A 25,104-nucleotide genomic window follows, 5' to 3' on the forward strand; every position below is an offset into this window, starting at 1 on the left:
CTTTATACTACAAATCGCTGGAAGGTATTTTGGCACCAGCATTTGAAATTCTATCTGGCATCGTTGTGTCACTCTCTTGTACTTTTTCAGCCTTTGGCGGCAACAAGGTCAAAACGGCTTTACTACATACAAACCTGCCTATGACTTGTAATGTGAATTATGCTGGAGAAAGCTTTGTGATTTATTGCATCCGGTTACGTCCTCTTATTATTCCCATAACTTTTACCAGCTTATCTTTATCTCTCTTGCCAGCCAACAATACGATGGAATATCTATTAACCCATATCAACCGTTACTACCCCCTGCCCGCAGCGGCACAAAACGCCTTACTGAACAGCCTGGAAAAAACAGTGCTGTCGAAAAATGAATTTTTACTGAAAGACCGGCAAATCTGCAGGCATTTATATTTTTTGGAAAAGGGCGCCCTGCGGGGATTTTATAATTCTGATGGCAAAGAAATTACCCATTGGTTTGCTTTTGAAAATGATTTTGTGACATCCTTTTACAGCTTTACCACAGGGTTGCCTGCAGTGGAAAATATTCAATTGCTGGAGGGCAGTATTTTATGGTCTATCTCAAAAGAACAACTGGCTGAGCTGTTTAACAACCACCACGAAATTGAACGGCTGGTAAGAATTGCGTATGAAAAATATTATATCCGGCTGGAAGAACGCTTTGTAAACGCCCAGTTTAAAACAGCTAAAGAACTGTATGAAAATATGTTGCTGCAATCGCCGCATATTTTGGAACGGGTGCCGCTCGGGTACATTGCATCATACCTCGGCATAAGCCAGGAAACCCTTAGCAGGATACGCAGCCAGTTTTAACATTTACATTAACCGTTTTTGATAGTTGTCAAAAAGCCCGGCTATTGTTAGCAATAGTTTTGTTGTTCATAAAAAACTATTATGGAACAAACACAATTACAACAACCGTCTGCTGCTTTTATTGCCGCTTCCTGGTCGGCCTTATTTATCGGAACCATTGCATTTATCATTGGCCTTTGGAATGCCAGTATGCAACTGAATGAAAAGGGCTATTATTTCACCGTACTCATGTTCGGCCTTTTTGCATCCATCTCTGTTCAAAAAGCGGTGCGTGACCAAATGGAAGGCATTCCGGTAACCAACCTCTACTACGGCATTGCCTGGTTCAGCACCATCTTATCCATTGTGCTCCTCACCATTGGCTTGTGGAATGCCAGCCTTGAAAAAAGTGAAAAAGGCTTTTACGTTATGTCTTTTGTACTCAGCCTTTTTTCGGCCATTGCGGTACAAAAAAATACAAGGGATATGAAAGCTACCAAAACCATGGAGCCATTTTAATTTTTACCAACAACAGGTGATCTTTGGTAATGCCTGGTAACCCAAATGAGATAGCATTGTAGCCGTTGAAGAACGGCTGCAATGCTTTATCACGTTAATCTGCCTGGATGATTCTTGAAATATTGCATCGTTACCTTCTCTTCTTTCTGCCTCCACTTATCTGCATGATAAAAAGTTTGATACAATATAAACACCCCGCATAACAGCAGGATGCCCCCCGTGATTTTATTGATGATGTTTAAATTATGTAACGTTAGTCTGGGTTTAATTTTTCCGGCCAGGAGCACCTTCAATACATCTGAAAAAATATTCACCGCCAGGCAGGTTGAAAAAATAAGCACGCGGTAATTAACGGAATAGGTCTTTGCGAAAACTGTCGCCGCAGTCAGCCATTCAAAAAATAAAATAGGGTTAAGTGTATTGATAAAAAAACCGGTGGCAAATAATTTTGCCATCTGCGTATGCGGAATGCCTTTTTGCCCGGTTTCAATCGGAGTGATAATAGTTTTTTTAAAGAAGAGGTAATAAGCGCCAAGAGCAGCTAATAACAAACCCCCGCCATAGCCAATCTCCCGGATGTACAGATCTGCAAAATGAGCCGTAAAAACAGTGAATACATTGCTGATTATAACAAATAACATATCGCTGAACCAGATGCCTGCTACAAAACCAAAACCTCCCCGTATGCCGTTATTAAGACTTTGCTTTATCACAGTAAACAAAATAGGTCCCACAGAAATGGCGAGATACAAACCCATGGTAATGCCTGTGATCAATGCTTTCCACATACTTACAAGTTATTAGGTAGCAAATACAATAAAAGATAAAAACGCAATATAAAGGAACTGTGTTCATTTTCCGTTTATCAACAAATTTTTTCATCTATAGCTGGTTCTGTATTTTTACAACCTTATGAGATTAATGGTCCCAATCCTGCTATTGTTAGTATGGTATAGTAATATATATGCACAAACGGTAAGCGTTGAAAATTTCCAGACTGAATACCAGGTTCACATTGCACAGACTGCGAGGCCTGTAAAAGTAGATGGCGTGCTGGATGACAGCACCTGGGCCTTCGCCGAAAAGAAGAGCGATTTTTTTATGAAATACCCTTCTGACATTGGAAGGCCGGCCAATAAAACCGTGGTGCAAGTGAGCTATGATGATAAGTATTTGTATGTAGCCTTTACCTGCTTCGATTCGGGGAAAAGTATCATTCAGAGTTTAAAACGAGATATTGGTCATTTGGATAATGACGGCGTGGGCATTATTTTAGATCCGCAGAACAGCCATACCAATGGATTCTTCTTTGCAGTAAATGCGATGAATGCACAATCTGAAGACCAGATCAGCCTGGGCCAGCAGGACGGCCTTACCTGGAGCTGGAACAACAAGTGGTTTTCGGCCACCAAAAAATACAACGACCGGTGGATTGCCGAAATAGCCATTCCTTTTAAAAGCCTGCGCTATCCTGCTGGCAACAATTTGTGGGGCATCAATTTTATCAGGGTAGATATGAGCCATAACCAGTATTCCGGCTGGACGCATGTACCTACCAATTTCAGGATTTACAATATGGGTTACACAGGCGCACTGATTTGGGATAAACCAGCCCCGGATGCCGGAAAAAATATGGTGATGATCCCTTTTATTACCAGTAATATACAGGGTAATAAAGAAAATAATGGGCCGGCTAAAGCCGCTTTCAGTGCAGGATTGGACAGCAAGATTGCCTTATCTTCTTCTCTTAATTTAGATCTTACACTCAACCCCGATTTTTCGCAGGTAGAGGTAGACCAACAGGTAACCAACCTGACCAGGTTTGATATTTTTCTGCCAGAAAAAAGATCTTTCTTTTTAGAAAATTCAGACATTTTTGGCGAGTATGGCATTCCGGGATTGATGACGCCATTTTATTCAAGAAGAATTGGACTCGATAAAGACAACAACCCGATCCCCATTATTGGCGGCGCCAGGTTATCGGGCAACCTGAACGCCACTACAAGATTTGGGCTGATGAATATGCAAACGGGTGCCAAAGGAAATTATTCTCCGGAAAACTATTCCGCCATTTCCATCAATAAAAATATACTGGCAAGGTCTGTTGTGAAAGTATATTTTTTAAACCGTGAAAACTTTCAAACCGTCAATCAGAAAAAACAAGATCCCCTGAATGCTTTCGGTCGAAATGCAGGTACTTCTTTTGAATACCTGAGCCGCGACGGGAAATGGAGCGGATGGTATTCTTTTCACCATTCATTCAAGCCTGGCATCTCCACCCAAAATAATTACCAGGAAACGGGTTTGTCTTTTAATACAAGAAAATTCACGGCCACAGTCGACCTAGCTAACCTGGGCACCAATTATTATACTGATATGGGGTATGTGCAACGCATCAATAATTACGATGCGTTAAGAGATACAACCATCCGGGTAGGCTTTAAACATTTATATACCAATGCCGCGTACATGATCTATCCCACAGGCGATATAGTAGCCCGGCATACTTTTAAAGCCGAAACCTATTCTGTTGTAAATCCCAATAATTCTTTCAACGAAACAGATCTTACGCTATCGTACATGGCAGAATTTAACAGCACATCAGGTATCAAATCGGAGGTACTGCATAATGACCTGGATTTGTTGTATGCTGTTTCATTTACAGATGCCAAACCTCTGCCTGTAACTAACTATAAATACACACAGGCGGCCGTAACCTATACTTCTGATACAAGGAAATTATTCAGCTATGGCCTTACTTATCTTGGTGGACAATTTTATAACGGTAATATCCATTCGCTGATAGGCACCATTACGCTGAGAAGCAGGCCGCACTTCAATTTGATTGTACAGGCTGAATATGATAAACTAAGTTTTCCTGATCCTTATGGCAGCAGCGAATTGTTGTTGGTTTCTCCAAAAGTGGAGTATAATTTCAACACCAAAGTTTCGTGGACAACCTTTTTGCAATACAACACGCAGGCAAATAATTTTAACATCAACAGCCGGTTTCAATACCGCTTTAAGCCTATGAGCGACCTGTACCTCGTATACACGGATAATTACTTCACAACGCCTTTTATGCTGAATAAAAACAGGGCAATTGTTTTAAAAGTAAATTACTGGTTGAATTTGTAGAGACAATCAGGATACCGGAAAATAGCTACCTTATCATTATTGTAACAGAAGTTGTGTCGTCATAATCGGGTGGTTTTTAATAGCCGTACAAGAAAGTTACAGCCGATCCGCTATCTTTTTATGACTGCATCTTATACTGAGTTTTATAGAAAATACCTCAGTTTAAGCACATCTTTTATTTTCCTGGCAAACAAGGCGATATCAAGTGGCTTTGAAATGTACCCGTCTGCACCGCAGAGTGCGGCTATTTTCTCAATGTTGTGGTTGGCAGATAAAAGTAACACAGGGATATCACTTGTTTGTGCCTGGGACTTTAGTTTTTTGCAAATATCAGTGCCATTGATACCTTCCATATGTATGTCCAGCAAAATGCAATCAGGGGTCGATTCTACAATCATTTCACTTATTTTGGCGCCATTTTGGGAAATATTTACCACACAACCCTCTTTTACAAGTTTGCGGCGAAGTATTTCAAGCAGGTCTTTATCATCATCAATAAGCAGAATAGCCGGCTTTTTATTTAAAGAAGATTCCATACAACCATATTTTGTAATAATGATTCAATTTTCAGGCCGTTTAAACAGAGTTACCATTGTTAACAAAATGCGAAGCTTTGTAAACGTCTATTTTGGTAATTACTGACAATGAAAACGCAAACAGGTTTAATACGGTTGCTTATTTTAATGAGCTGGTTTAGCAGGGATGAATGGAAGCTAAAAAATGACTTAAGCGATCGGTGAAATAGGCTCAAAAATTTTGATAGACTTAGCTGAGGGCCTGTTTTCAAACACAATATACAATTTTACCAGTGCAGGAACAAGCACCGGGTATTGCTGTCATTCCCTGAATAAATTGTAGGGGTGGGCAGTTCATCTGCTCAATAAAACCTGTAGTTGTGCCAGGAGTTTGGTATTGGGCAATAAAAAAACTTCCACAGGTACCAGTTTTTCATAGTCTGTGGAAGTAAGATGTTTGTTTAGTCAGCCAAAGCTGACCGATTCAGGATTTTTGCGGGCTACCGCTCCAGAAAATCGATAAAACGAGTTGCTGGGTTTCAGTGTTCTGGTCTTTTTGCCATCATCGCTTTTTACAGCATAGGCTTAGGATATTGGGTTCAAACGGTTTTTGGATCATCATCGCTTTTTACAGCATAGTTCCGGATATTGGGTTTTGGTTTTTTGAAACATCATCGCTTTTAACGGCATAGTTTCAGGATGTTGAATTTGCAGTTTTCACAGGAATTCGATTATTGTTTTTTGGATTTGGACTTAGATTGTTTTGATGTTTCAATCATTACTTTCTGATACAAAGATGCAACAGTTAGATATCCTGTACAAGAGCAGCATTACGCTATTTATATCGTTCATTAATTACGGAGTGTAGCGTAATTATTCAGCCGCGCAGAAGGATATTTACGAAAAGAAATATGGTTGTTTTCTCACCCCATTTGCATACACGAGGCAAAACCGGGTAAAGCCACATGCTTATTTTAGCCTGTAAAGGCCATTCCAGCCTGCCTTTCGTATTTATCCGATATCCAATCTCAGTGTTGCGCTTTTCTACTGCCGCGGGATAGATAGTTTTACCATTTATATTAAATTAGTAGCATTTATCTATAATTCACTGTAGATTTATTGCTTAAAACAAATGCTATATATCACCTGCTAAAATCAAAATGTATGAAAAAATTACTTGCCGTAATTGGCTTATTGCTGTTTTCAACTGCAGCTTTTTGCCAGCTCTCCAAAGACGAAAAAGCAAAAGTGACAGGCCTGTTGCAATCAAGCCTGGAACGTTTAACCAAATCTGTAGAAGGGCTAAGTGAAGCACAGTTAAATTTTAAGCCAGACAGTACCCGCTGGTCTGTGAAAGAATGTGTATATCACCTGGCATTGTCCGAAACCAATATCTGGGGCTGGATGCAGGGTGTAATGTCGGCCCCGGCAAATCCTGATAAAAAAGCCCTGGTTAAAGCTACTGATGACATGGTAATAACAGGTGTCGAAGACAGGAGCCACAAGGTTAAAACCAGCGAACCCTTTGAACCCAAAAATGCCAAATGGGCAACCAAAGAGGAAGCCATGGCATTTTTAACAGCAGAACGTAAAAAACACATTGATTATATTAATTCCTCAACAGACGATTTTAGAAATCACATCGCCGAACAGGGTCCGATGGGGCCAATGGACGCTTACCAGATTATTTTATTACTGGCGCAGCATACCGTAAGGCATACCAAACAAATAGAGGAAGTAAAAGCAACTGCGGGCTTCCCGTCTAAATAAACAATCATTACAAATTGAATTTAAAGAGGCAGGTTGTATACTTGCCTTTTATTTTGCAGTTAATTGAACCCAATTTTTTTGCGAGACCTGATAATATTCAGCGATTGATAAAAATGTTTGTAAAACCAGGTATGAAAAAAATCAAATCAGTTTTGCTTGTTCTTTTATGGACTACTGTGCTAAACGCTCAGCAAAAATCAAGCACTGTATTTTCATCAGGCAAAGATGGGTATGCAACCTACCGCATACCCGCCATCATTGGTTTACCCAATGGCGATTTGTTGGCTTTTGCAGAAGGGCGGGTGAATGGCTCTAATGATTTTGGAGACATTAATATTGTTGCAAAAAGAAGCCATGACAAAGGCCTTACCTGGACTGCTTTGCAAACAGTGGCAGATGTGGATAGCCTGCAGGCCGGCAATCCGTCGCCGGTAGTTGACCTTACTGATCCCGCCTATCCGAAGGGAAGAATTATTTTATTCTACAACACCGGCAACAACCATGAAAATGAAGTAAGAAAAGGAAACGGCCTGCGGGAAGTATGGTATATTACTTCTACAGATAACGGCCACAGCTGGAGCAAACCAGTAAATATTACCACACAAACCCACCGGCCTAATCAGCCAGCAATCAAGCCCGATTATAATTTTAAGGAAGACTGGCGAAGCTATGCTAACACACCCGGGCATGCCATTCAATTTTCAGATGGCCGATACAAGGGAAGAATATTTGTAGCTGCCAATCATTCTGCTGGTGACCCAAAAGCGGACGCAACAGATTATAGCGCTCATGGATTTTATAGCGACGATCATTGTGCAACGTTTAGGATTGGCGCAACAGTTGGCCGAGCAGGCAGTAATGAATCGATGGCGGCTATATTGGGTAACGGCAAACTGATGATGAACAGCCGCAACCAGCGGGCCGACACCATGGCTAGGATTGTATCTGTCAGCAGCGATGGCGGCGCCAGCTGGGATACAACCTACATTGACAATAACTTACCCGACCCCATTTGCCAGGGAAGTATTTTAACCGTTGGCAACGAGCAGGGAAAAGCCATTGTAGCATTTTGCAATGCAGCCAGCAAAACACATAGAGATAGTCTTACCCTGCGCATTAGTTACGATGATGGCAGTACATGGCGTAGGAGTTACTTACTGGACAAGGGCGTAGACAAAGGGGAAGAAGACGCGACTGCATATTCTGACCTTGTTAAATTGTCCGCAAATGAAATAGGAGTTTTGTATGAACGAAAAGATTATACGCAGATAGTTTTTATGCGGGTGAAATGGAAATGATCTGCTCGGCTATGTATTTAATTAAAAAATGTTTTTGGTCAACGAGCATATGTGCAACTTCAAAAAAAAGAGGTTTAGTTATACTTATGCTGTAACACACCTAACAGTAGAATTACAAAAGCTGAAACTACTATGCACAGAAGTCGAACAGGGCTGCAAGGCAGCAACGGGCTGTTTTCGTTGCTGCCTTGACTTTTTTTGTTACTTTTTTTGTGTCAAGACAAAAAAAGTAAGCAGACAGCAACAATTAAAAAATTGAACTACGAACAAACTGTTCTATCAAATTCACTTTATATTGCTTCAACAATAACAACATGAAAAGAAGATCGCTTATAAAAAATCTTGGTGGCCTGTTGCTGGCGCCAATGTTACCAGTTCAATTGCCAACATCAGCGCCGCCCGTTTTGCGGGTAGCCCACCTCACCGACGTGCACCTGAAAGACGAATGGGATGCACCTGCCCGCTTCCGGCGCTGCCTGCAACATGTACAAGCGCAAAGCCCTTCCGTTGGTATGATTCTAAACGGAGGCGATATTGTGTTTGATATGAATAAGGAAAACCTGCCCGCAATCAATGCGCAATGGAGCTTATACCATAGCATTGTAAAAAGCGCCTGTAGATTGCCGGTGCATTATGCATTGGGTAATCATGATATCTGGTGGAGTGAAAACAACAAAGGTCAGGCTGTGTATGGCAAACAGTTTTCGCTCGACCAATTGCAGCTTTCCAAACCCTGGTATAGTTTTACGCAAAGTGGATGGAAATTCATTGTGCTGGATAGTGTACACCTGGATATTGACAACACCTGGTACATTGGTAAACTGGGCGACGAACAATTTGCCTGGTTACAAAACGAGTTGAAGTCTACACCGGCCGCCATGCCTGTCTGTGTGCTTTCGCATATTCCCATCTTAACCGCCACGCTGATGATTGAAGATGACATTGTAAACAAATGGGAAATGACGGGTGGTGATATGCATACCGATACGGCTAAAATAATCAGGTTGTTTAATGGCTACCCGAATGTAAAACTTTGCCTGAGCGGGCATGTTCATCTAAGAGATAAAGTAGTATACAACAATGTAACTTATCTCTGCAACGGCGCTGTGAGCGGCGCCTGGTGGAGAGGTAACAAAAGAGAAACCGCACCAGGTTATGGTTTGCTAAACCTGTATGCAGATGGAAGTTTTACAGAGCAATATGTAAATTATTAACTACACCTGGCTCATACAATTGAGCTAAATATTTACACAAAAATGAATACTATGACAACAAAAGAGATAGCCACAACATTAGTAACCATGTGCCGCAATGGCCAAATTGAAGAAGTAAAAGAACTATTGTTTTCGCCAGACATCGTCAGCATTGAACCACGCGAAGGCTTACTGCCACTGGAAACCAAGGGTATGGATGCTATCCGGGCGAAAGCGGCTTTCTTTGTATCTCATGTGGCGGAGTTTTATGGCAGCACCATCAGCGACCCGGTAGTGGCGGGCGATTATTTTTCTATTGCCTGGGATACGGATCTGCAAATGAAAGGCGAAGACCGAAAAACCAATCATGAAATTTGTGTGTATAATGTGAAGGATGGCAAAATAGTTTCGGAGCAGTTTTTTTATTAAGCAGCAGCTCATTTAAAATTTCTTGCATCGGGAAAAATATTTTCCTGCGCCATTTCCTTTGCGGTGGGCCTTTTATGTTGTGCATGGGTGGGGATAGATTTTTCATCTGCATAAGCCAACGTAAGCACGTTCGGATCTTGTTGCTGTGCCGCGGTTAACTGACGTAACAGTTTTGAAAAATCATGACAACTCTGTACAATTACATGAATGACTTCTCCTTCAATTTGTAATTTACCTTCTACCATAATCAACCGCGATTGCAAAATTTCTTTACGGAATTTGTCGAACAGTGTTTGAAAAATAACGAGGTTGGAAAAACCGGTTTCATCTTCAATGGTCATAAAACAAACACCTTTCGCAGTACCGGGACGTTGTCTTACCAGCACCAGTCCGGCCACTTTTACAAGGGCACCGTTTTTTAAAGTTGACAACTGGCTGGTGGTAACAATATGCAACTGGTTCAACTTTTCTCTTACAAAACTTACCGGGTGTGCTTTTAATGATAAAGCTGTGGCGGCATAATCGTGTACCACATGCTCTGAAGTACTCATCACCGGCAATGTTATATTTTCACTGGCGGCATCGGCAGCAGGCTGGCCGGAAAACATTGCCTGTGGCCGGTCTTTGGTAGATACTTCCCACAAGGCCTGTCTTCTGTCTAACCCGATAGAACGAAACGCATCCGCATCGGCCAATTTTTCCAGGGCGGCTTCAGGCAAACCGATATCCCGCAAAGCGTTGATACTGCTGTAGGATTGTTTTCTGTTTGATACGAGTATTGCTATATCTTCCTGCCGCAATCCTTTTACCTGGCGGAAACCGAGTCGCATTGCACAATACTTACCCGATTTTTCTTCCAGTAAATTATCCCATTGGGAATGGTTGATATCAACAGGCCTGATTTCAACGCCATGTTTTTTTGCATCAGCCACTATTTGCGCAGGCTGGTAAAAACCCATGGGCATACTGTTTAACAGAGCGCAGGCAAACACATCCGGGTAAAAACATTTCAGCCAGCTGCTTACATACACCAACAGGGCAAAACTGGCAGCATGACTTTCAGGAAATCCATAACTGCCAAAACCTTCCAATTGTTTAAAAACACGCCGGGCATATTCCAGTGTATAACCATTTTTCAACATCCCCTTCACCAGTTTTTCTTCAAATTTGCTTACCAATCCTTTGGCTTTAAAAGTGGCCATACTTCGTCGCAATTCGTCTGCTTCGGCTGGTGTAAAACCTGCCGCGACAATGGCAATCTTCATAGCTTGTTCCTGGAACAAAGGCACACCCAATGTACGTTTGAGTATTTCTTTTAATTCGGGAGAAGGATATTCTACTACTTCTTCACCGTTGCGCCTTCTCAAATAAGGGTGCACCATATCACCCTGTATGGGTCCAGGTCTTACAATCGCTACTTCAATAACCAGGTCATAAAAACAATTAGGCCTTAATCTTGGTAACATGCTTTGCTGTGCACGGCTTTCTATCTGGAAAACACCAATGGTATCCGCATGAGAAATCATTTCGTACACTTCCGGGCGATCCTGTGGAACATTGGCCAATGTAAGTTCGAGACCATAATGTTCTTTTGCCAGGTCAAATGCTTTGCGGATGCAGGTGAGCATGCCCAATGCCAGCACATCAATTTTCATAAAACCAAGCGCATCAATATCATCTTTGTTCCATTCAATGCAGGTACGGTCAACCATGCGTGCATTCATGATGGGAACAAGATCACTCAGTTTGCCATTGGTGATAACAAAGCCACCTGTATGCTGACCAAGCTGTCGCGGAAAACCCATGAACTCCCGGGTGAGCTGCATTACTTTTTTCAGGTGCAGGTCACCGGCGTTCATACCTTGTTCCGCAATGCCTTTCCCTTCCCACATGTCGTCGGTAAATTCCCAAACTGAACCTGAAATTTTATTGATGGTATCAACTGATAAACCCATTGCTTTGCCCACATCGCGGATGGCGCCTTTCTGGTGTTGCTGTGTAACCGTCGCTACAATCGCCGCCCTGTCACGCCCGTATTTTTGAAACACGTATTGCATCACTTCTTCACGACGCTCGTGTTCAAAATCCACATCAATATCCGGTGGTTCATTTCTTGCAGAAGAGATAAAACGTTCAAACAACAAATCAAATTTAATGGGATCAATTGAGGTAACTTCCAGGCAATAACAAACAGTTGAATTGGCAGCGGAGCCACGGCCCTGGCAAAGAATATTTTGCTGCCGGGCAAACCGCACAATATCATGCACCGTAAGAAAATAGGCGGCATAATTCATCTCCTCAATAAATTTCAATTCATGATTAATGGAATCAATGGTCTTTTGGGAAAGGTTGTTTCCGTAACGCTTCTGTGCACCTTCCCATGCAAGCAGGGCTAATTCTTCCTGTGGTGTACGGCCACCAGTAGTGATCTCTTCAGGATACTCATATTTTAATTCGTTTAATGAAAACTGGCAGGCTGCTGCAATTTCTTCAGTGCGGCGGATGGCATCCGGATATTGCCTGAACAACCTCAACATTTCATCATTGGGTTTTAAAAATCTTTCCGCATTGGAATGTAACCGGTAACCGGCATTGTAAATGGTACATTTCTCCCGCACACAGGTTACAATATCCTGCAATTGTCTCCTGGCGGGTTCATGATAATGCACATCATTGGTAGCTACCAACGGGATATTGAATTGAGTTGCCAGTTGTGCCAGCCGGAATACATATTTACTGTCATCACCCTCGTACCGGCGGGTGGCTGCGACGTATACATTTTCACCAAAAGCATTTTTGTATTCCTGCACAGCATTTTTGAAAGCCTCTTCAAATTCAAATGCTTCATTTAATTGTGCCGGTGGCAAAACGATAAATTTTATATCGTTCGCATATTCGTACACATCTTTTTTATACAAGTGGCAGTCCCCTTTTTCTGCACGCCTGTTTCCAAGCGTTAGTAAATTACACAATTGTGCATACGCTTTTTTAGTAGTTGGATAGGCCAACAGGGATACGCCATCCAACAGATCGAGCCTGCAACCAACAATGATGCGGATGCCATTTTTTTTAGCTGTCGCATGTGCCCGCACAATACCCGCAAAACTATTTCTGTCAGTAATGGCGATGGCAGTATAACCTAGTGCCGTAGCTTGCTCCACCATTTCTTCAGGGTGAGAAGCACCCCGCAAAAAACTAAAATTAGATGTGACTTGTAGTTCTGTGTATTGCATTTGTATTTATAAAAATGAACACTGTATTTGTTAATGTTTCTGATGTTTGGAGGATTAAGAATTTAATAATCAAACGTGTTAGTAATGCTATAAAAAGTAGAAGGCCTGTTCTTTATACTTAGGATGTAACAAGACTAAGAATAGAATTACTAAAGCTGAAATTACTATGCACAAAAGCTCAACAGAGCTCCTTGACAGCAACGGGCTGTATTCGTTGCTGTCTTGACTTTTTTTTGTTACTTTTTTTGTGTCAAGACAAAAAAAGTAAGTAAGAAGTAACAATTAAATAAAAAATTCCTGACTTACAATTCAATCCATATTTTTTGACCTGTTGGTACACGGATTTTTTTGGAATGCTGTTACTTTTTATTGCTAATTGATTTAAAGAATAAGCCTTATCCTTATGCAAAAAATCCATGTAAAAACCATTTGTAAGTTTTCTCCACATCATAATGACCAGACCGGAAAAGCCAATAGCGTTTACCCCCCTCATCTTCAACTATATAATAATCCCGGTGCCGCCCTTGCTGCAACCACCATTCCTGTTCAATGCGTTCCGGTCCGTCTGCCTTTATAATAGTATGTAAGTTGCCCATATACCTGAAATTCATGGGTGGGTAATCGGGAACCGGCGCTGTAACGTCAATCAGTTGCGGCCTGGGTAATACGTGCAACGGTCTCGGGTTGCTGATTTTCCACCCGGTAGCGATGGTTTCGTTTAAGGCAGCCTTTTTATAAGATCGTTCCGGCCAGTAATGCTCATCGGGTGTAAAGCGGTGAATATGCTGTGCACCAATCTTTCCGGCTATCCTGTCCAGCAATTCTGCCAGCTCAATATCATCCAGAGCTCCTTTGTGCCCAAACAAATTTTTTTGTACGGGCGAAAGCTCTTCTGTTGCAGTTGCTTCCAGGATAAATAATTCTATTGCCAGAGCAGGTTCTATGGTAGCGATTTTTTCTTCAAACAATTTGAACAAATGCTTGCTGTTACAAGAAGGGCGCAGCGTACCAATATCAACCGATATCATTTTTCCATCTACCCGGTAACATTTCAATACAGCAAGCCGAAGCCCTTTCTGTTCGTGCTGCAGCCTGTTGCATAACTTATCCAGCAAATGCTGCATGGCTATCTCAATACCTGTTGCAGTAACGATCGGTTCCAGGCAGGGTAATCTTTCCTGGTAAGGTACAATGGGATGTATGGGTTGAATGGTTTCTTCCTGAAGGCCCAATGCCTTATCTAATTGGTTTAATAATTCCAGGCCGAAACGCCGCCGCAAGGCAGTTCGGGGCATTGCAATAAACTGGTGAATCTGCCGCAGGCCCAATTTTTCAAGGCGCTCAATTACCGTTGCTTCCAACCTTAACGCAGTGGGTGACAATGAAAGCAAGGCATCGGATTGTCGGGAAGGTTCAACAATGTTTATTTTTTTACCAAACCGAGCCAATGCCCATGCGGCACCAACGGTATCTGCTATGGCAATACTGATATCATAACCTATATGGTGTAACCGTTTGGCTATATCTGTTAAATACCGTTCTTCTCCACCCCACAAATGAGCGCAACCGGTTACCTCCAGCAACAATCCATCTGGTACATCGGTTGCTGCGGCAGGTGTGTACCGTATGCACCATTCTGCCAGGCCAGTTAGCAATAACTCAGCCCTGCCAGGTTCGTCATCAAAATATTGCAACCCGGTAATAATGGCCCGGGCATCTGCCAATACCATACCGTTGTATACGCCTTGTCTTTTGGCAGCTTCATTAGCAGCTGTTATCACCATCCGGCCATGGTCTGGTAAAACCAATACAAAGGGCGCTTCTTTTAAAGAGGGCTGGCGGCGGACAAGCCAATCCGTTTTTAACTGACGGAACCATATAGATACAAAACGCTTTGACATGTCATCCCGTTTTTTGTTGTACCTGTAACGGAATGGCGGGTATGGCATTTACCTGCCTGAAGCGGCCTGCGGCAAATTCCATGTCCCAACTTCCCGGCTTGCCGTTCCTTACTTTCAGCAGGGTAACTTTCCAGCGGGGAAAGCCTACGCCGGGCATTCCTTCCGGCAGCTGGCTTCTTAATGAAGTTATCTGCCAGCGGGTAACACAGGCGGTAGTATTTAAACTGCGGGGATTGTTGCGTATAATAAAACCTGTTACCTTACTTTGCTCTACTGCCAGCTGCAGCCGCCTTGAAGCATTAAAACTTAATTCCTGCATTTCACCAATTACCGCCACTAAACCTTCGCATTTAAGCGCTTCTTCCATTGCCCAGCAAATTTGTTTTTCTTTTTGCAGATCGACGAAAATAATTTTATCCGGTGCAATGCCGAATGATTGATATGCCGGTGGAAAAATATTTTTGCAGGCTCCAATCCATATCATCACGCCACCCTGCTGCATTAACTGAGCCAATACTCCTGCAACAAAACCGGTTGTAACTGCAGCTGTTTCTTTACTATCACTAATAAATTCATGCATTACACCCACTGGAAAATGGTTACCGGGAAAAGCATTTTTTATAGGGCCAATCGCCTTGTCCAAAGCAATATTATTCAGGGCGGTTTTAAATCCCTGTAAAGGAAAAATATCCTTTTGCAAACGGGCAATAATATCGGCTTTGGTTGCTGTCATGTATAAATGAAGCTATACTTTCGGCATAGGTCATTTGCAATATTACTAAATTTTTTAGTAATAAAAGTGCGAATATTTTTATCTTTCAATTTTAAAAATCAGCTTTAATAAATATTAAAAAACGATAAGTGGATAGAGTTAAGAATCAGTCTATAAGAAGGCAAAGAGCAATTGGAATAAAATAACTCTTTTGCAATTGCTGCATTTTTTATTGTCGCTCAAAAAAGAACACCCCTTTTTTGTTTGAAATAATGATGTCTTTCTTTTTGTCACCATTGATATCCTCAACCACCATACTCAAACCTACGCCGGAATTGTTGTCTATCAAATGTGGAATCCATTGCGGAGTTTTGCCGGGTACAAATTCAAACCAGTATAACACTGCTGCTTCATGGCCGCCCGGGTCGCCGCCATTGTGGGCATAATAGCGCTTGCCGGTGATAAGATCGGGGTTGCCATCGCCATTGATATCTTCTAAAGCAAGGCAATGCGATTCTGAAAAAAGTTTGCTGATGGTATGCGTTACCCAGTTACTATTTCCATTACTATCTTTTTGTTGCTCATACCACCAGATGCCGTAATCATGTGCTGATGAACTAATGATATCCTGGTCGCCATCCTTATCAACATCCAGCACAAACATGTTGGCACAGTCTGCTCCAAAATTGGCTTCATGAAATTGCCAGTTGCTGTCTGTTACATTGACCGGCGATTGCCACCAGCCGCTTTTTATAAACACATCATTGCGACCATCTTTATTGATATCGCCCCAGCCAAGTCCGTGGGTGTATTTATCTGTTCCTCTTGATGGGTCATTGCTGATTACATGCTGTTGCCAAATTGTATCATTTTTTCTCTGCGGCGATTGCAGCCAGATTACTTGTTTGGTTGTAATGTCATTGCATATAATATCCATTCGCCCATCTCCATCCACATCCACGAATGCAGGGTTTTCATTACCGGCAGTGGCAACAATCACATGACTCTGCCACAGTGTATTTTTATTTTGCGGATTTTGGTACCAGACACATATGCCTCCCGGTTGATCAAAGCGTATCAAATCAGGCCAGCCATCATTGTTGACATCCATACTATAATTTAAAAAACTGGTACTGTATCCAGGTACCGGATTAAGTATATCGGTGTGTATGTTATGGCGTTGCCAGCCAGGCGCCTGGTACCAGTAACGACCGGCAAGAATATCTATTTTGCCATCTTTATTTACATCTGCTACCCCAACGCCTTCAGATACAAAAACAGGACTTATAATATGCTTTTTAAAAGCAACGGAAGTTGATTTATCGATTGCCAGCTGTGCATCAACGGTATATTTCACCGGTACTATTAGTGTACACAAAAAAATAATACGGTAAAACCAATGATGCGTAGTTGCAGGCATGTTTTCGTTTTTAATGATTGTTATGAATTTGTAATTGGTATACCTGATGGTCGTATATTATAAACAATGGTATAAAGTTGATTGAAAGAATTGATATTTAATTCATCGTTGAAATAATAAGCTATAGATTCTTCAAGCAAAACAGGTTATTTTTTATCTGCTGCATGTCCTTATTTCGTCCAGCGACAAACAGGTACAGCATAATTCAATAAGTTAATCCCGGTAATTACTCGTTAAGTTTAAATGGCTTTTAAATTAACCGGATAGCTAATTCCAATCACAACCAGGTCTGCCGGAGGTCATTGTTATGCTTTATCAATGGCCTGAACTTTACAAAGTTGATTTCTATGGTAAAAGGTAGTTTGCCGGTAATGCGCTATACTATGTATAATCGTTTCATTATAGTCTCCTTTCAGGTTATTTTTTTGTTAGTCCTGAATATCCGCCCTGTAATTGCGCAGTTTCCTTCCGCTTCAAAAAAGTGGGCTATAGCAGACTGTTTTCAATATGCCGCTGCACACAATATCCAGATTAATACATTAAGGCTAAATGAACTATCAGCCCGGCAGGATTTATTAGTAGCAGAAGCAGCAAAAATACCGGCACTTTCTGCATCTGCAGGAAATACCTTTAACAATGCAAATAATATTGTTGCAGGAAACAACAGCAGATTGATAAACCAGCTGTCCGCTATTGGAAACTACTCAGTTAATTCATCTGTTATTTTGTGGAATAATAATTCTGTTGGCAACAAAATCCGGGAACAGCATTTACTTACAGAATCTGCCGGACTTGCCGTACAGGAAACGCAAAACAACATTATTATATTAATTACCCAGGCATACCTCAATATTTTATTATCCCGTGAAAATGAAAAATATATAATAGATCTGGTGAGTGCATCCGCCGAAAGTGTAAACCAGGGCCAAATGCTTTTTGATGCGGGGAGCATCTCAAAAATAAACCTGATGCAGTTGCAGGCACAGCTGGCCGGCGATAAATACCTGCTTGTGCAGACACAAAATCAAGTAAGGCAAAATGTGCTTTCATTGGAACAATTGCTACAATTGCCGGCAGACACATTGTTTGATATTGTAACACCATTACATGTAGAAGCAAAAGAAATTTTACCCACCCTTGCAGAAGCTGAACAGGCGGCATTAAAAAGTTTTCCTGAGATCAAAATCGGCCGGTTGAATACTGAAATTGCTTCGTTAAATATTTTACTGGCTAAAGCGGCTTATAAACCAACCGTTAAAGCCACTGCAGCAATGGGTTCGGGATACAGTGATGTTATTATCAATAATGTCTCGCCAAAGACAGCTTATTTAATACAGACCGGTAATAATTTCTACCAGAGTCTTGGTATAACAGTAGCCATTCCTATCTTTTCGCAACGCGTTAATAGAGCTGGTGTAGAAAAATCCTTCATTGCTTACAAACAAGCCGGCCTTAATTTACAAAACATCCAGTTGGTTTTATTACAGGTGGTGGAGCGGGCCTATCTGAATGCGCTAAATGCTCAACAAGCTTTTGATGCGGCCAATCAGCAATTGGTGACAGCCACGGAAAGCTATAATATAGCAAATGAACAGTTAAAACTCGGCGCCATTAATTCTTATAACCTGCTACTGCAGCGAAACCAATATGTGCAGGCGGTACAGGCTTATACAGAGGCAAAGTATACCACTGTTTTACAGCAAAAAATTTATCAGTTCTACATGGGTAGCCCGATAATCTTATAAAATGAAAATGAAAAAAAAGTATATTCTCATACTTATATTATTGGTTGTTACAACGGTAATATTTATCTGGACAAGGAGGTCGTCAAAAAATGTACAGGCAATAACTTTTATAACAGCAAAAGCATCGCCCGGATATATTGCAAAAAGCATAACAGCCACCGGAACCATTCAGCCAGTCGATACTATATCTGTTGGCGCACAAGTATCGGGAGTAGTAAAAAAAGTATTGGTTGATTTTAATGATTTGGTAAAAAAAGGGCAGTTGCTGGCACAGGTTGACCCTTCCATTCTGGCCGCACAGCAAGATCAGACACAGGCAAATCTTACCAGCGCAAAAAGTAACCTGGTATTTCAAAAAAGTACGTTTGAACGGCAGGACCAATTGTTTAAACTGGGCGCCATCAGTAAGGCTGATTATCAAATGGCATTGAACCAGTTTAATAGTGCTAAAGCGGCTGTTGACAATGCAGCTGCACAATTGAGGATGATACAAAAAACACTTTCTTATACCAACATATTTTCCCCGGTTACTGGAGTGGTACTTAACAGAAACGTAAGTGCGGGACAAACCATCGCTTCTAGTTTTAATGCCCCGGTTTTGTTTGTAATTGCGAAAGATCTTACCAAAATGCAGGTAAACGCCGCTGTAGACGAAGCCGATATTGGAGGTGTAAAGACCGGGCAGAATGCCAGTTTTACAGTAGATGCATTTCCAGATGATATTTTTGAAGGAACTGTACAGGAGGTGTTACTGCACCCCCGTGTATCGGCCAATGTAGTTACTTATACTACACTTATTAATGTTGATAATGCTGCGATGAAATTAAAGCCAGGTATGACGGCCAGCATCAATATTTATATAGAAGAAGACAGCAATGCATTACTTATTCCTTCGCGGGCCTTAACCTTTAAGCCGGATTCTGTATTACGAAACCGATATACGATTATAAGGGCGGAAAGAGATACTGCTGCATTAAAAAGAAGTAAACAAGCCCGGCCTGGCCGCCGGGATGCTGCCCGAGAACTGGCAGGTGAAAATGCAGCAATCAGAAAATCTTACGTTTGGATAAAGACAGGTGATACACTTATGGAAAGGGCAGTTATTTCTGGTTTGAATGATGATAGTTATGTAAAAATAATCAACGGGTTGTTGCCGGAGGAGGAGGTAATTACCAACACTGTAAAAGGATCTGCCAAAACGAATGCTGATAACACGCAACGAAGTCCTTTTATGCCGCAAATGCAACGGAGGCCCGCATCCATTTCAAGAAATTAAATTCAATGATTGATATGAGTTCTGTAATTGTTGATATTAAAAACCTGCAACGGGAATTTAAAGTGGGGAATGAGGTTGTCCGGGCGCTGGATGATGTCAGTTTTTCAATCAATGCAGGTGAATTTATAACGATCATGGGAAGCAGCGGATCGGGTAAGACAACGTTGTTAAACATACTTGGCTGTCTTGACAAGCCTACCGGCGGAGAATATTTGCTGGATGGCACACAGGTAAGCAAACTTTCCAAAACTGAACTGGCAAGATTGAGAAATCAAAAACTAGGATTTGTTTTTCAATCCTATAACTTATTGGCCAGAACGTCTGCCATAGAAAATATTGAATTGCCATTATTGTACAATGCCAGATTTTCCGCAAGGGAAAGACGGGAAAAAGCTATGGCTGCATTGGCTGCAGTTAAACTTACAGACCGGATGAATCATCTGCCCAATCAACTATCAGGTGGCCAGCAGCAAAGGGTAGCTATTGCAAGGGCTTTAGTCAATGATCCGGTGATGATACTGGCGGACGAAGCTACCGGTAATCTTGATTCAAGAACTTCATACGAAATAATGATGCTGATTCAGGAGTTGAATAATGACCAGGGAAAAACAATCGTGTTTGTAACACATGAGCCGGATATTGCTGCATTCAGTAAACGAACCATCACATTAAGAGATGGAAGAATTTTAAAAGACCATATCAATAGGGATGTACAAAATGCAAAAGACGTTTTAAAAAACCTGTCCCCAATTACAGCACCGTCAAATATTGCAACATGAAAATGGCGAATCTTTTACGTATAGCCTGGCGGGCAATTAACCGCAACAGGATGAGAACTTTTCTAACCATGCTGGGTATCATCATTGGTGTGGCTGCGGTTATTGCAATGACGGCAATCGGTCAGGGTTCTAAGCAAAGTATCCAAAAACAGATCTCAGGGATGGGCAGCAATATGATAACAATAAGACCTAACAGTAACGTAACCGGTGGTGTAAGAATGGACAACACCAGCGTACAATCTCTTACGGAACAGGACATTACGGCGTTACAAAAACAACCGGAGTACATCGATGCCATCTCACCCTCTGTTACATCCCGTGGCCAGGTTATTAACGGACCGTATAACTGGGCCACCAGTATGCAGGGGGTATTTCCCGAATACCTCGCCATTCGTGGCTGGCCATTGCTGGATGGCGTATCATTTACAAGCCAGGATATAAAGTCGGCAGCTAAAGTTTGTCTTTTAGGACAGACCGTATTGAATAACCTTTTTCCGAATGGAGAAGATGCATTGGGCAAAATCATCCGGTTTAAAAATATCCCATTTAAAATAATAGGCGTATTAAGTAAAAAAGGTGAAAATACTTTCGGACAAGACCAGGATGATGTAATACTTGCTCCGGTAAATACCGTTCAGAAACGTGTACTGGCAACCACTTACTATCAAAATATTTTTGTCTCGGCCATTGACGAAAACGCAACAGACAAGGCCGCTGCCGAAATACAACAGGTACTTAGAACAAGTCACCGGTTGGCAAAAGGAACCGATAACGACTTTACGGTAAGGACGCAGGCTGAGCTGATAAATACTTTTTCGGCCACCAGCCAGATACTTACAATTTTACTCACAGTGATTGCCGGCATATCACTTTTAGTTGGAGGAATTGGAATCATGAATATTATGTACGTATCTGTCACCGAAAGAACCAAAGAAATTGGGTTAAGAATGTCGATTGGTGCCAGGGGGATAGATATCTTACTGCAATTTTTGATTGAAGCGATTTTAATAAGTATTACCGGAGGAGTACTTGGCGCAGGACTGGGCATAGTGGCTACCAGGCTGGTAACTTTTTTTATTCATTGGCCAACACTTGTAACCGAGTATTCGGTGATAATTTCTTTTTTGGTGTGTTTTATTACTGGTGTATTTTTTGGCTATTATCCTGCATTAAAAGCTTCCAGGTTAGATCCGATTGAAGCCTTGCATTACGAGTAAATATGGGCAATATAACATCTATTTTACCCAGGTTAAAAAATAAAAGCATTAAATAATGGCAATTGTTGTGCAAACAGAACAACTCAGCAAACGATTCGGCGATTTTATTGCAGTAGATAGCCTGAATATAACAATAAATGAGGGGGAGATATATTCGTTGCTTGGTCCTAATGGAGCGGGGAAATCTACTGCAATCAAAATGCTGACCACACTATTAAAACCCTCTTCAGGCGATGCCTGGATTGATGGTATAAGCATTGCAAAAAGTCCTTTTAAAGTGAGGAGCCTGATTGGCTATGTACCCCAAATGCTTTCCGCTGAGGGCACACTGACGGGTTATGAAAATCTTTTACTTTTTGCAAAGCTTTATGATATTCCATCGAAAGAAGGCAAGCAAAGAATAAACCAGGCATTGGCGTTTATGAGTCTGCAGGAAGCAGCTCATAAACCGGTTAAAACCTATTCCGGTGGAATGATCAGGCGGCTGGAAATTGCCCAGTCGATGCTACATCGTCCTAAGGTATTATTTTTGGATGAACCGACTACCGGCCTTGATCCCATTGGTGTGAAATCGGTGTGGGAACATATTCTGGAACTAAAAAAAGAGTTTGGTACTACCATATTACTAACCACGCACATAATGGAAGAAGCAGATAAACTATCTACGCATATTGCATTTCTGTCGCGGGGCAAATTGGTTGCTTCAGGAACACCTGCGGAATTGAAAAATTCATTAAATAAAGCAGGCGCCACAATGGAAGATGTATTTATTTATTACACCAAAGAATCGGTGGACAGTCAAAGAGACTTTCACGAAGTAGCCGCAGAACGTAAAACGACATCCCGTTTAGGATAAAAACAAATACATGATACGGTTTATACTAAAAACATTTGTAATCACAGAATTGGAAATCAGAAAAATATTTCATGACCCGACTGAGATTGTATTACGTACTGTCCAGCCTACTTTGTGGCTGTTGATATTTGGCCAGGTTTTTCAAAAAATGCATCCAATGAATGGGAGCATGCCTTATATAGATTTCATGACACCCGGTATATTAGCCCAAAGCGTTTTGTTTATATCCATCTTTTACGGCATTGCAGTTATCTGGGAAAGAGACCTTGGCCTTACGCAAAAATTTTTGGTAACACCAACGCCAAGAACTGCGCTGGTACTGGGTAAGGCGCTCTCTGCAGGCATACGCTCTATACCGGTGATGACAATAATTTACATGTTGGCTTTTTTACTGAAAGTAAAACTAAACCTGGCTATAACAGAGATATTTACCGTGTTGCTGGCAGTAGTGATGGCATCTGTTTTGTTTTCAACATTTTCTTTGATTATTGCTTGCCTGGTAAAAACAAGAGAACGGTTTATGGGTATTGGGCAGGTACTAACTATGCCTCTATTTTTTGCGAGTAATGCCATATATCCGATAGACATTATGCCGCGCTGGCTGCAAATACTTTCTCATGTTAATCCGTTAACCTACACGATCAATGTGTTACGGTCATCCATGCTCCAAAATCAATCGCAGGCAAATGTGTTTCGGGATCTTGGTATTTTAATGATATTGTGTGTATTGCTAATTATTATCGGCGGCGCTTTATACAAAAGGGTAATTATTTAAACCTGGTAAAAATTCAAGCGCATAGTCATGCCAATCTATTCCAAAATCAGCTACGGCCTAACTTATCAAAAGTTCTTTGATTGCCTTTCCCTTTCCATCCGGTGTTGTATAAAAAGGACGTTTTTCAATTTCATATTGCGTGTCTTCCGGAATGCCCAACGCATGATAAATTGTCTGGTGCACCTGGTCTATCTTAACCGGATTTTCAATGGTTTTACAAGGCCGTTCATCCGCCGTTTTTCCATACACAAATCCTTTTTTAATGCCACCTCCAAACATTAGCATTGAACAGCCATCTGTAAAGTGGCGGTGCATACCGTAAAACTTTATATCAGGTAAAATATCCGGCTGAGCTACCTGCTCCTGCACTTTGGCATCCGGCCGGCCTTCCACCATCATATCCCTGCTGAATTCACTGGCCAGTATTACGAGTGTTCTGTCCAGCCGCCCGCTTTTATCCAGGTCTTTAATTAGTTGGGATACGGGTCCGTCGATCATCTTTTTCATATTCACCATACGGGTATGGCCATTTTCGTGCGTATCGAAACCAACAAAAGGCTCATACTCGGTTGTAACGCTTATAAAACGGGCACCTTGTTCCGTGAGCCTTTTGGCCAGTAAACATCCCAGACCAAAGCGGCCGGTATTGTAAATATCATAGCTTGCCTTTGGTTCAAGGCTAAGGTTAAAAGCACTTGCTTCCGGTGAATTCAATAACATATAAGCCTGCTCCATAGAACGCTTCAATGATTCTTTTTGGTAATCGCTGCCAAACTCACCCGCCGGACTTTTACTGATAAGTTCATTGTACAATTGGTTGCGCCTTTCAAAACGTTTAGCGCCCATACCCACTGGCGGCCGCACACTTTCCAAACCCTGTGTAGGATCGGGTATCATAAAAGGACCAAATTCATTACCCAGGAAACCGGCGGTGTGAAAAGCTTTTAATTCTTCAGCTTCTCCCAAAGTAAAGCGCTGACCGATGTCGATGAAAGCAGGAATTACCGGGTTTTTAGGACCCAGTTCTTTTGCTATCCAGGCACCGAGGTGTGGCGCTGCAGCTGTTTGTGGCGGCTCATAACAGGTATGCCAGTGATACTGATGTCTTGAGTGAAGGATATGCCCCATATCGGCGGCCACATACGACCGGATAAGACTGCCTTTGTTCATCACACTGCCAATGGATTGCAACCCCTCAGAAAAATGAATTCCATCCAATGCGGTTGGCAGGGATTGAAACGTGCTCAGCACCCTGTTACCTTCCATACCTTTTTCATAAGGTGTGAATCTTTTGGGGTCAAAGGTTTCAGTATGCGCCATGCCACCCGCCATCCATAAAAGGATGACTGTATCTGCGGTACCGTCATTCAGCTTTGATTTTTTGCCGCAACCACTTAACAAACTTGCCACAGGCGCTCCGGCTGCCAGCGCTGCCAATGTAGCGGTGCTGGCGGTTTTAAGAAAATCTCTTCTGTTCCAATAAGCATTCATACAGTTCAATTTATGCAATGAGCAAATATTG

Annotated in this window: 20 protein-coding genes; 13 read left to right on the top strand and 7 right to left on the bottom strand. The window is 41.8% G+C overall.

The window, feature by feature from the left end:
• Positions 1 to 263 precede the first annotated feature (263 nt).
• Together QWZ08_RS26425 and yiaA are read left to right on the top strand one after the other, a co-directional pair.
• On the top strand, positions 264 to 827 hold the full coding sequence (locus QWZ08_RS26425; protein WP_290340725.1) for a Crp/Fnr family transcriptional regulator: 564 nt from the start codon (positions 264 to 266) through the stop codon (positions 825 to 827).
• An 81-nt stretch (positions 828 to 908) separates the two neighbouring features.
• Entirely contained in the window at positions 909 to 1,325 is a 417-nt protein-coding gene (gene yiaA, locus QWZ08_RS26430) for an inner membrane protein YiaA (RefSeq protein WP_290340727.1), read from the top strand.
• Positions 1,326 to 1,414: 89 nt separating this feature from the next.
• Here the strand turns inward: yiaA and QWZ08_RS26435 are convergent, their stop codons facing one another.
• Entirely contained in the window at positions 1,415 to 2,113 is a 699-nt protein-coding gene (locus QWZ08_RS26435) for a LysE family translocator (protein ID WP_290340728.1), read from the bottom strand.
• Positions 2,114 to 2,246: 133 nt separating this feature from the next.
• On the opposite strand from QWZ08_RS26435, the gene QWZ08_RS26440 reads away from it, so the two are divergent.
• Positions 2,247 to 4,463 (top strand): carbohydrate binding family 9 domain-containing protein, encoded by a 2,217-nt coding sequence (locus QWZ08_RS26440; RefSeq protein ID WP_290340729.1) that lies wholly within the window; start codon positions 2,247 to 2,249, stop codon positions 4,461 to 4,463.
• 143 nt (positions 4,464 to 4,606) lie between these two features.
• On the opposite strand, the gene QWZ08_RS26445 is transcribed toward QWZ08_RS26440, so the two are convergent.
• Complete coding sequence (locus tag QWZ08_RS26445) at positions 4,607 to 4,999, bottom strand: response regulator (protein WP_290340730.1); 393 nt, start codon at positions 4,997 to 4,999, stop codon at positions 4,607 to 4,609.
• Positions 5,000 to 6,142: 1,143 nt separating this feature from the next.
• Here QWZ08_RS26445 and QWZ08_RS26450 point away from each other — a divergent pair.
• The 4 genes from QWZ08_RS26450 (at position 6,143) to QWZ08_RS26465 (ending at position 9,668) form a co-directional block, all read left to right on the top strand.
• On the top strand, positions 6,143 to 6,748 hold the full coding sequence (locus QWZ08_RS26450) for a DinB family protein (RefSeq protein WP_290340731.1): 606 nt from the start codon (positions 6,143 to 6,145) through the stop codon (positions 6,746 to 6,748).
• A 131-nt stretch (positions 6,749 to 6,879) separates the two neighbouring features.
• On the top strand, positions 6,880 to 8,046 hold the full coding sequence (locus tag QWZ08_RS26455; RefSeq protein WP_290340732.1) for a sialidase family protein: 1,167 nt from the start codon (positions 6,880 to 6,882) through the stop codon (positions 8,044 to 8,046).
• 314 nt (positions 8,047 to 8,360) lie between these two features.
• The gene (locus QWZ08_RS26460; protein ID WP_290340733.1) at positions 8,361 to 9,260 is read left to right on the top strand and encodes a metallophosphoesterase family protein; all 900 of its coding nucleotides are present in this window, start codon (positions 8,361 to 8,363) and stop codon (positions 9,258 to 9,260) included.
• A gap of 51 nt (positions 9,261 to 9,311) precedes the next feature.
• On the top strand, positions 9,312 to 9,668 hold the full coding sequence (locus QWZ08_RS26465; RefSeq protein WP_290340734.1) for a nuclear transport factor 2 family protein: 357 nt from the start codon (positions 9,312 to 9,314) through the stop codon (positions 9,666 to 9,668).
• An 8-nt stretch (positions 9,669 to 9,676) separates the two neighbouring features.
• On the opposite strand, the gene QWZ08_RS26470 is transcribed toward QWZ08_RS26465, so the two are convergent.
• The 4 genes from QWZ08_RS26470 to QWZ08_RS26485 all read right to left on the bottom strand — a co-directional run bounded on the left by QWZ08_RS26470 (position 9,677) and on the right by QWZ08_RS26485 (position 16,934).
• Positions 9,677 to 12,901 (bottom strand): error-prone DNA polymerase, encoded by a 3,225-nt coding sequence (locus QWZ08_RS26470; protein ID WP_290340735.1) that lies wholly within the window; start codon positions 12,899 to 12,901, stop codon positions 9,677 to 9,679.
• Positions 12,902 to 13,302: 401 nt separating this feature from the next.
• Entirely contained in the window at positions 13,303 to 14,802 is a 1,500-nt protein-coding gene (locus tag QWZ08_RS26475; RefSeq protein ID WP_290340736.1) for a Y-family DNA polymerase, read from the bottom strand.
• 1 nt (position 14,803) lies between these two features.
• Positions 14,804 to 15,535, bottom strand: a complete 732-nt coding sequence (locus tag QWZ08_RS26480) for an ImuA family protein (RefSeq protein ID WP_290340737.1) — start codon at positions 15,533 to 15,535, stop codon at positions 14,804 to 14,806.
• 208 nt (positions 15,536 to 15,743) lie between these two features.
• Positions 15,744 to 16,934, bottom strand: coding sequence for an FG-GAP repeat domain-containing protein (locus QWZ08_RS26485; protein ID WP_290340739.1), 1,191 nt, complete (start codon positions 16,932 to 16,934; stop codon positions 15,744 to 15,746).
• 347 nt (positions 16,935 to 17,281) lie between these two features.
• Between QWZ08_RS26485 and QWZ08_RS26490 the strand changes: the two genes are divergently transcribed.
• The 6 genes from QWZ08_RS26490 to QWZ08_RS26515 are packed head-to-tail and all read left to right on the top strand — an operon-like array spanning position 17,282 to position 23,582.
• Positions 17,282 to 18,679: a TolC family protein gene (locus QWZ08_RS26490; protein ID WP_290340740.1), complete on the top strand. Its 1,398-nt coding sequence runs from the start codon at positions 17,282 to 17,284 to the stop codon at positions 18,677 to 18,679.
• A gap of 7 nt (positions 18,680 to 18,686) precedes the next feature.
• Positions 18,687 to 19,955: an efflux RND transporter periplasmic adaptor subunit gene (locus tag QWZ08_RS26495; protein ID WP_290340742.1), complete on the top strand. Its 1,269-nt coding sequence runs from the start codon at positions 18,687 to 18,689 to the stop codon at positions 19,953 to 19,955.
• A gap of 14 nt (positions 19,956 to 19,969) precedes the next feature.
• Positions 19,970 to 20,734, top strand: a complete 765-nt coding sequence (locus QWZ08_RS26500; protein WP_290340743.1) for an ABC transporter ATP-binding protein — start codon at positions 19,970 to 19,972, stop codon at positions 20,732 to 20,734.
• Positions 20,731 to 21,951 (top strand): ABC transporter permease, encoded by a 1,221-nt coding sequence (locus QWZ08_RS26505; protein WP_290340744.1) that lies wholly within the window; start codon positions 20,731 to 20,733, stop codon positions 21,949 to 21,951. Before QWZ08_RS26500 ends, QWZ08_RS26505 begins: the two co-directional genes overlap by 4 nt.
• A gap of 55 nt (positions 21,952 to 22,006) precedes the next feature.
• The gene (locus tag QWZ08_RS26510; protein ID WP_290340745.1) at positions 22,007 to 22,807 is read left to right on the top strand and encodes an ABC transporter ATP-binding protein; all 801 of its coding nucleotides are present in this window, start codon (positions 22,007 to 22,009) and stop codon (positions 22,805 to 22,807) included.
• A gap of 10 nt (positions 22,808 to 22,817) precedes the next feature.
• Positions 22,818 to 23,582 (top strand): ABC transporter permease, encoded by a 765-nt coding sequence (locus QWZ08_RS26515; RefSeq protein WP_290340746.1) that lies wholly within the window; start codon positions 22,818 to 22,820, stop codon positions 23,580 to 23,582.
• 57 nt (positions 23,583 to 23,639) lie between these two features.
• Here the strand turns inward: QWZ08_RS26515 and QWZ08_RS26520 are convergent, their stop codons facing one another.
• Complete coding sequence (locus QWZ08_RS26520) at positions 23,640 to 25,073, bottom strand: DUF1501 domain-containing protein (RefSeq protein WP_290340747.1); 1,434 nt, start codon at positions 25,071 to 25,073, stop codon at positions 23,640 to 23,642.
• Positions 25,074 to 25,104: the final 31 nt, after the last annotated feature.

The sequence above is a fragment of the Ferruginibacter paludis genome, assembly GCF_030409685.1.
Lineage (GTDB): Bacteria > Bacteroidota > Bacteroidia > Chitinophagales > Chitinophagaceae > Ferruginibacter > Ferruginibacter paludis.

What these genes read in the sequence shown, in the direction of transcription:
- QWZ08_RS26425 (WP_290340725.1), top strand. Translation starts at nt 264, where the DNA reads ATGGAATATCTATTAACCCATATCAACCGTTACTACCCCCTGCCCGCA.
- yiaA (WP_290340727.1), top strand. Translation starts at nt 909, where the DNA reads ATGGAACAAACACAATTACAACAACCGTCTGCTGCTTTTATTGCCGCT.
- QWZ08_RS26435 (WP_290340728.1), bottom strand. Translation starts at nt 2,113, where the DNA reads ATGTGGAAAGCATTGATCACAGGCATTACCATGGGTTTGTATCTCGCC.
- QWZ08_RS26440 (WP_290340729.1), top strand. Translation starts at nt 2,247, where the DNA reads ATGGTCCCAATCCTGCTATTGTTAGTATGGTATAGTAATATATATGCA.
- QWZ08_RS26445 (WP_290340730.1), bottom strand. Translation starts at nt 4,999, where the DNA reads ATGGAATCTTCTTTAAATAAAAAGCCGGCTATTCTGCTTATTGATGAT.
- QWZ08_RS26450 (WP_290340731.1), top strand. Translation starts at nt 6,143, where the DNA reads ATGAAAAAATTACTTGCCGTAATTGGCTTATTGCTGTTTTCAACTGCA.
- QWZ08_RS26455 (WP_290340732.1), top strand. Translation starts at nt 6,880, where the DNA reads ATGAAAAAAATCAAATCAGTTTTGCTTGTTCTTTTATGGACTACTGTG.
- QWZ08_RS26460 (WP_290340733.1), top strand. Translation starts at nt 8,361, where the DNA reads ATGAAAAGAAGATCGCTTATAAAAAATCTTGGTGGCCTGTTGCTGGCG.
- QWZ08_RS26465 (WP_290340734.1), top strand. Translation starts at nt 9,312, where the DNA reads ATGACAACAAAAGAGATAGCCACAACATTAGTAACCATGTGCCGCAAT.
- QWZ08_RS26470 (WP_290340735.1), bottom strand. Translation starts at nt 12,901, where the DNA reads ATGCAATACACAGAACTACAAGTCACATCTAATTTTAGTTTTTTGCGG.
- QWZ08_RS26475 (WP_290340736.1), bottom strand. Translation starts at nt 14,802, where the DNA reads ATGTCAAAGCGTTTTGTATCTATATGGTTCCGTCAGTTAAAAACGGAT.
- QWZ08_RS26480 (WP_290340737.1), bottom strand. Translation starts at nt 15,535, where the DNA reads ATGACAGCAACCAAAGCCGATATTATTGCCCGTTTGCAAAAGGATATT.
- QWZ08_RS26485 (WP_290340739.1), bottom strand. Translation starts at nt 16,934, where the DNA reads ATGCCTGCAACTACGCATCATTGGTTTTACCGTATTATTTTTTTGTGT.
- QWZ08_RS26490 (WP_290340740.1), top strand. Translation starts at nt 17,282, where the DNA reads ATGGTAAAAGGTAGTTTGCCGGTAATGCGCTATACTATGTATAATCGT.
- QWZ08_RS26495 (WP_290340742.1), top strand. Translation starts at nt 18,687, where the DNA reads ATGAAAAAAAAGTATATTCTCATACTTATATTATTGGTTGTTACAACG.
- QWZ08_RS26500 (WP_290340743.1), top strand. Translation starts at nt 19,970, where the DNA reads ATGAGTTCTGTAATTGTTGATATTAAAAACCTGCAACGGGAATTTAAA.
- QWZ08_RS26505 (WP_290340744.1), top strand. Translation starts at nt 20,731, where the DNA reads ATGAAAATGGCGAATCTTTTACGTATAGCCTGGCGGGCAATTAACCGC.
- QWZ08_RS26510 (WP_290340745.1), top strand. Translation starts at nt 22,007, where the DNA reads ATGGCAATTGTTGTGCAAACAGAACAACTCAGCAAACGATTCGGCGAT.
- QWZ08_RS26515 (WP_290340746.1), top strand. Translation starts at nt 22,818, where the DNA reads ATGATACGGTTTATACTAAAAACATTTGTAATCACAGAATTGGAAATC.
- QWZ08_RS26520 (WP_290340747.1), bottom strand. Translation starts at nt 25,073, where the DNA reads ATGAATGCTTATTGGAACAGAAGAGATTTTCTTAAAACCGCCAGCACC.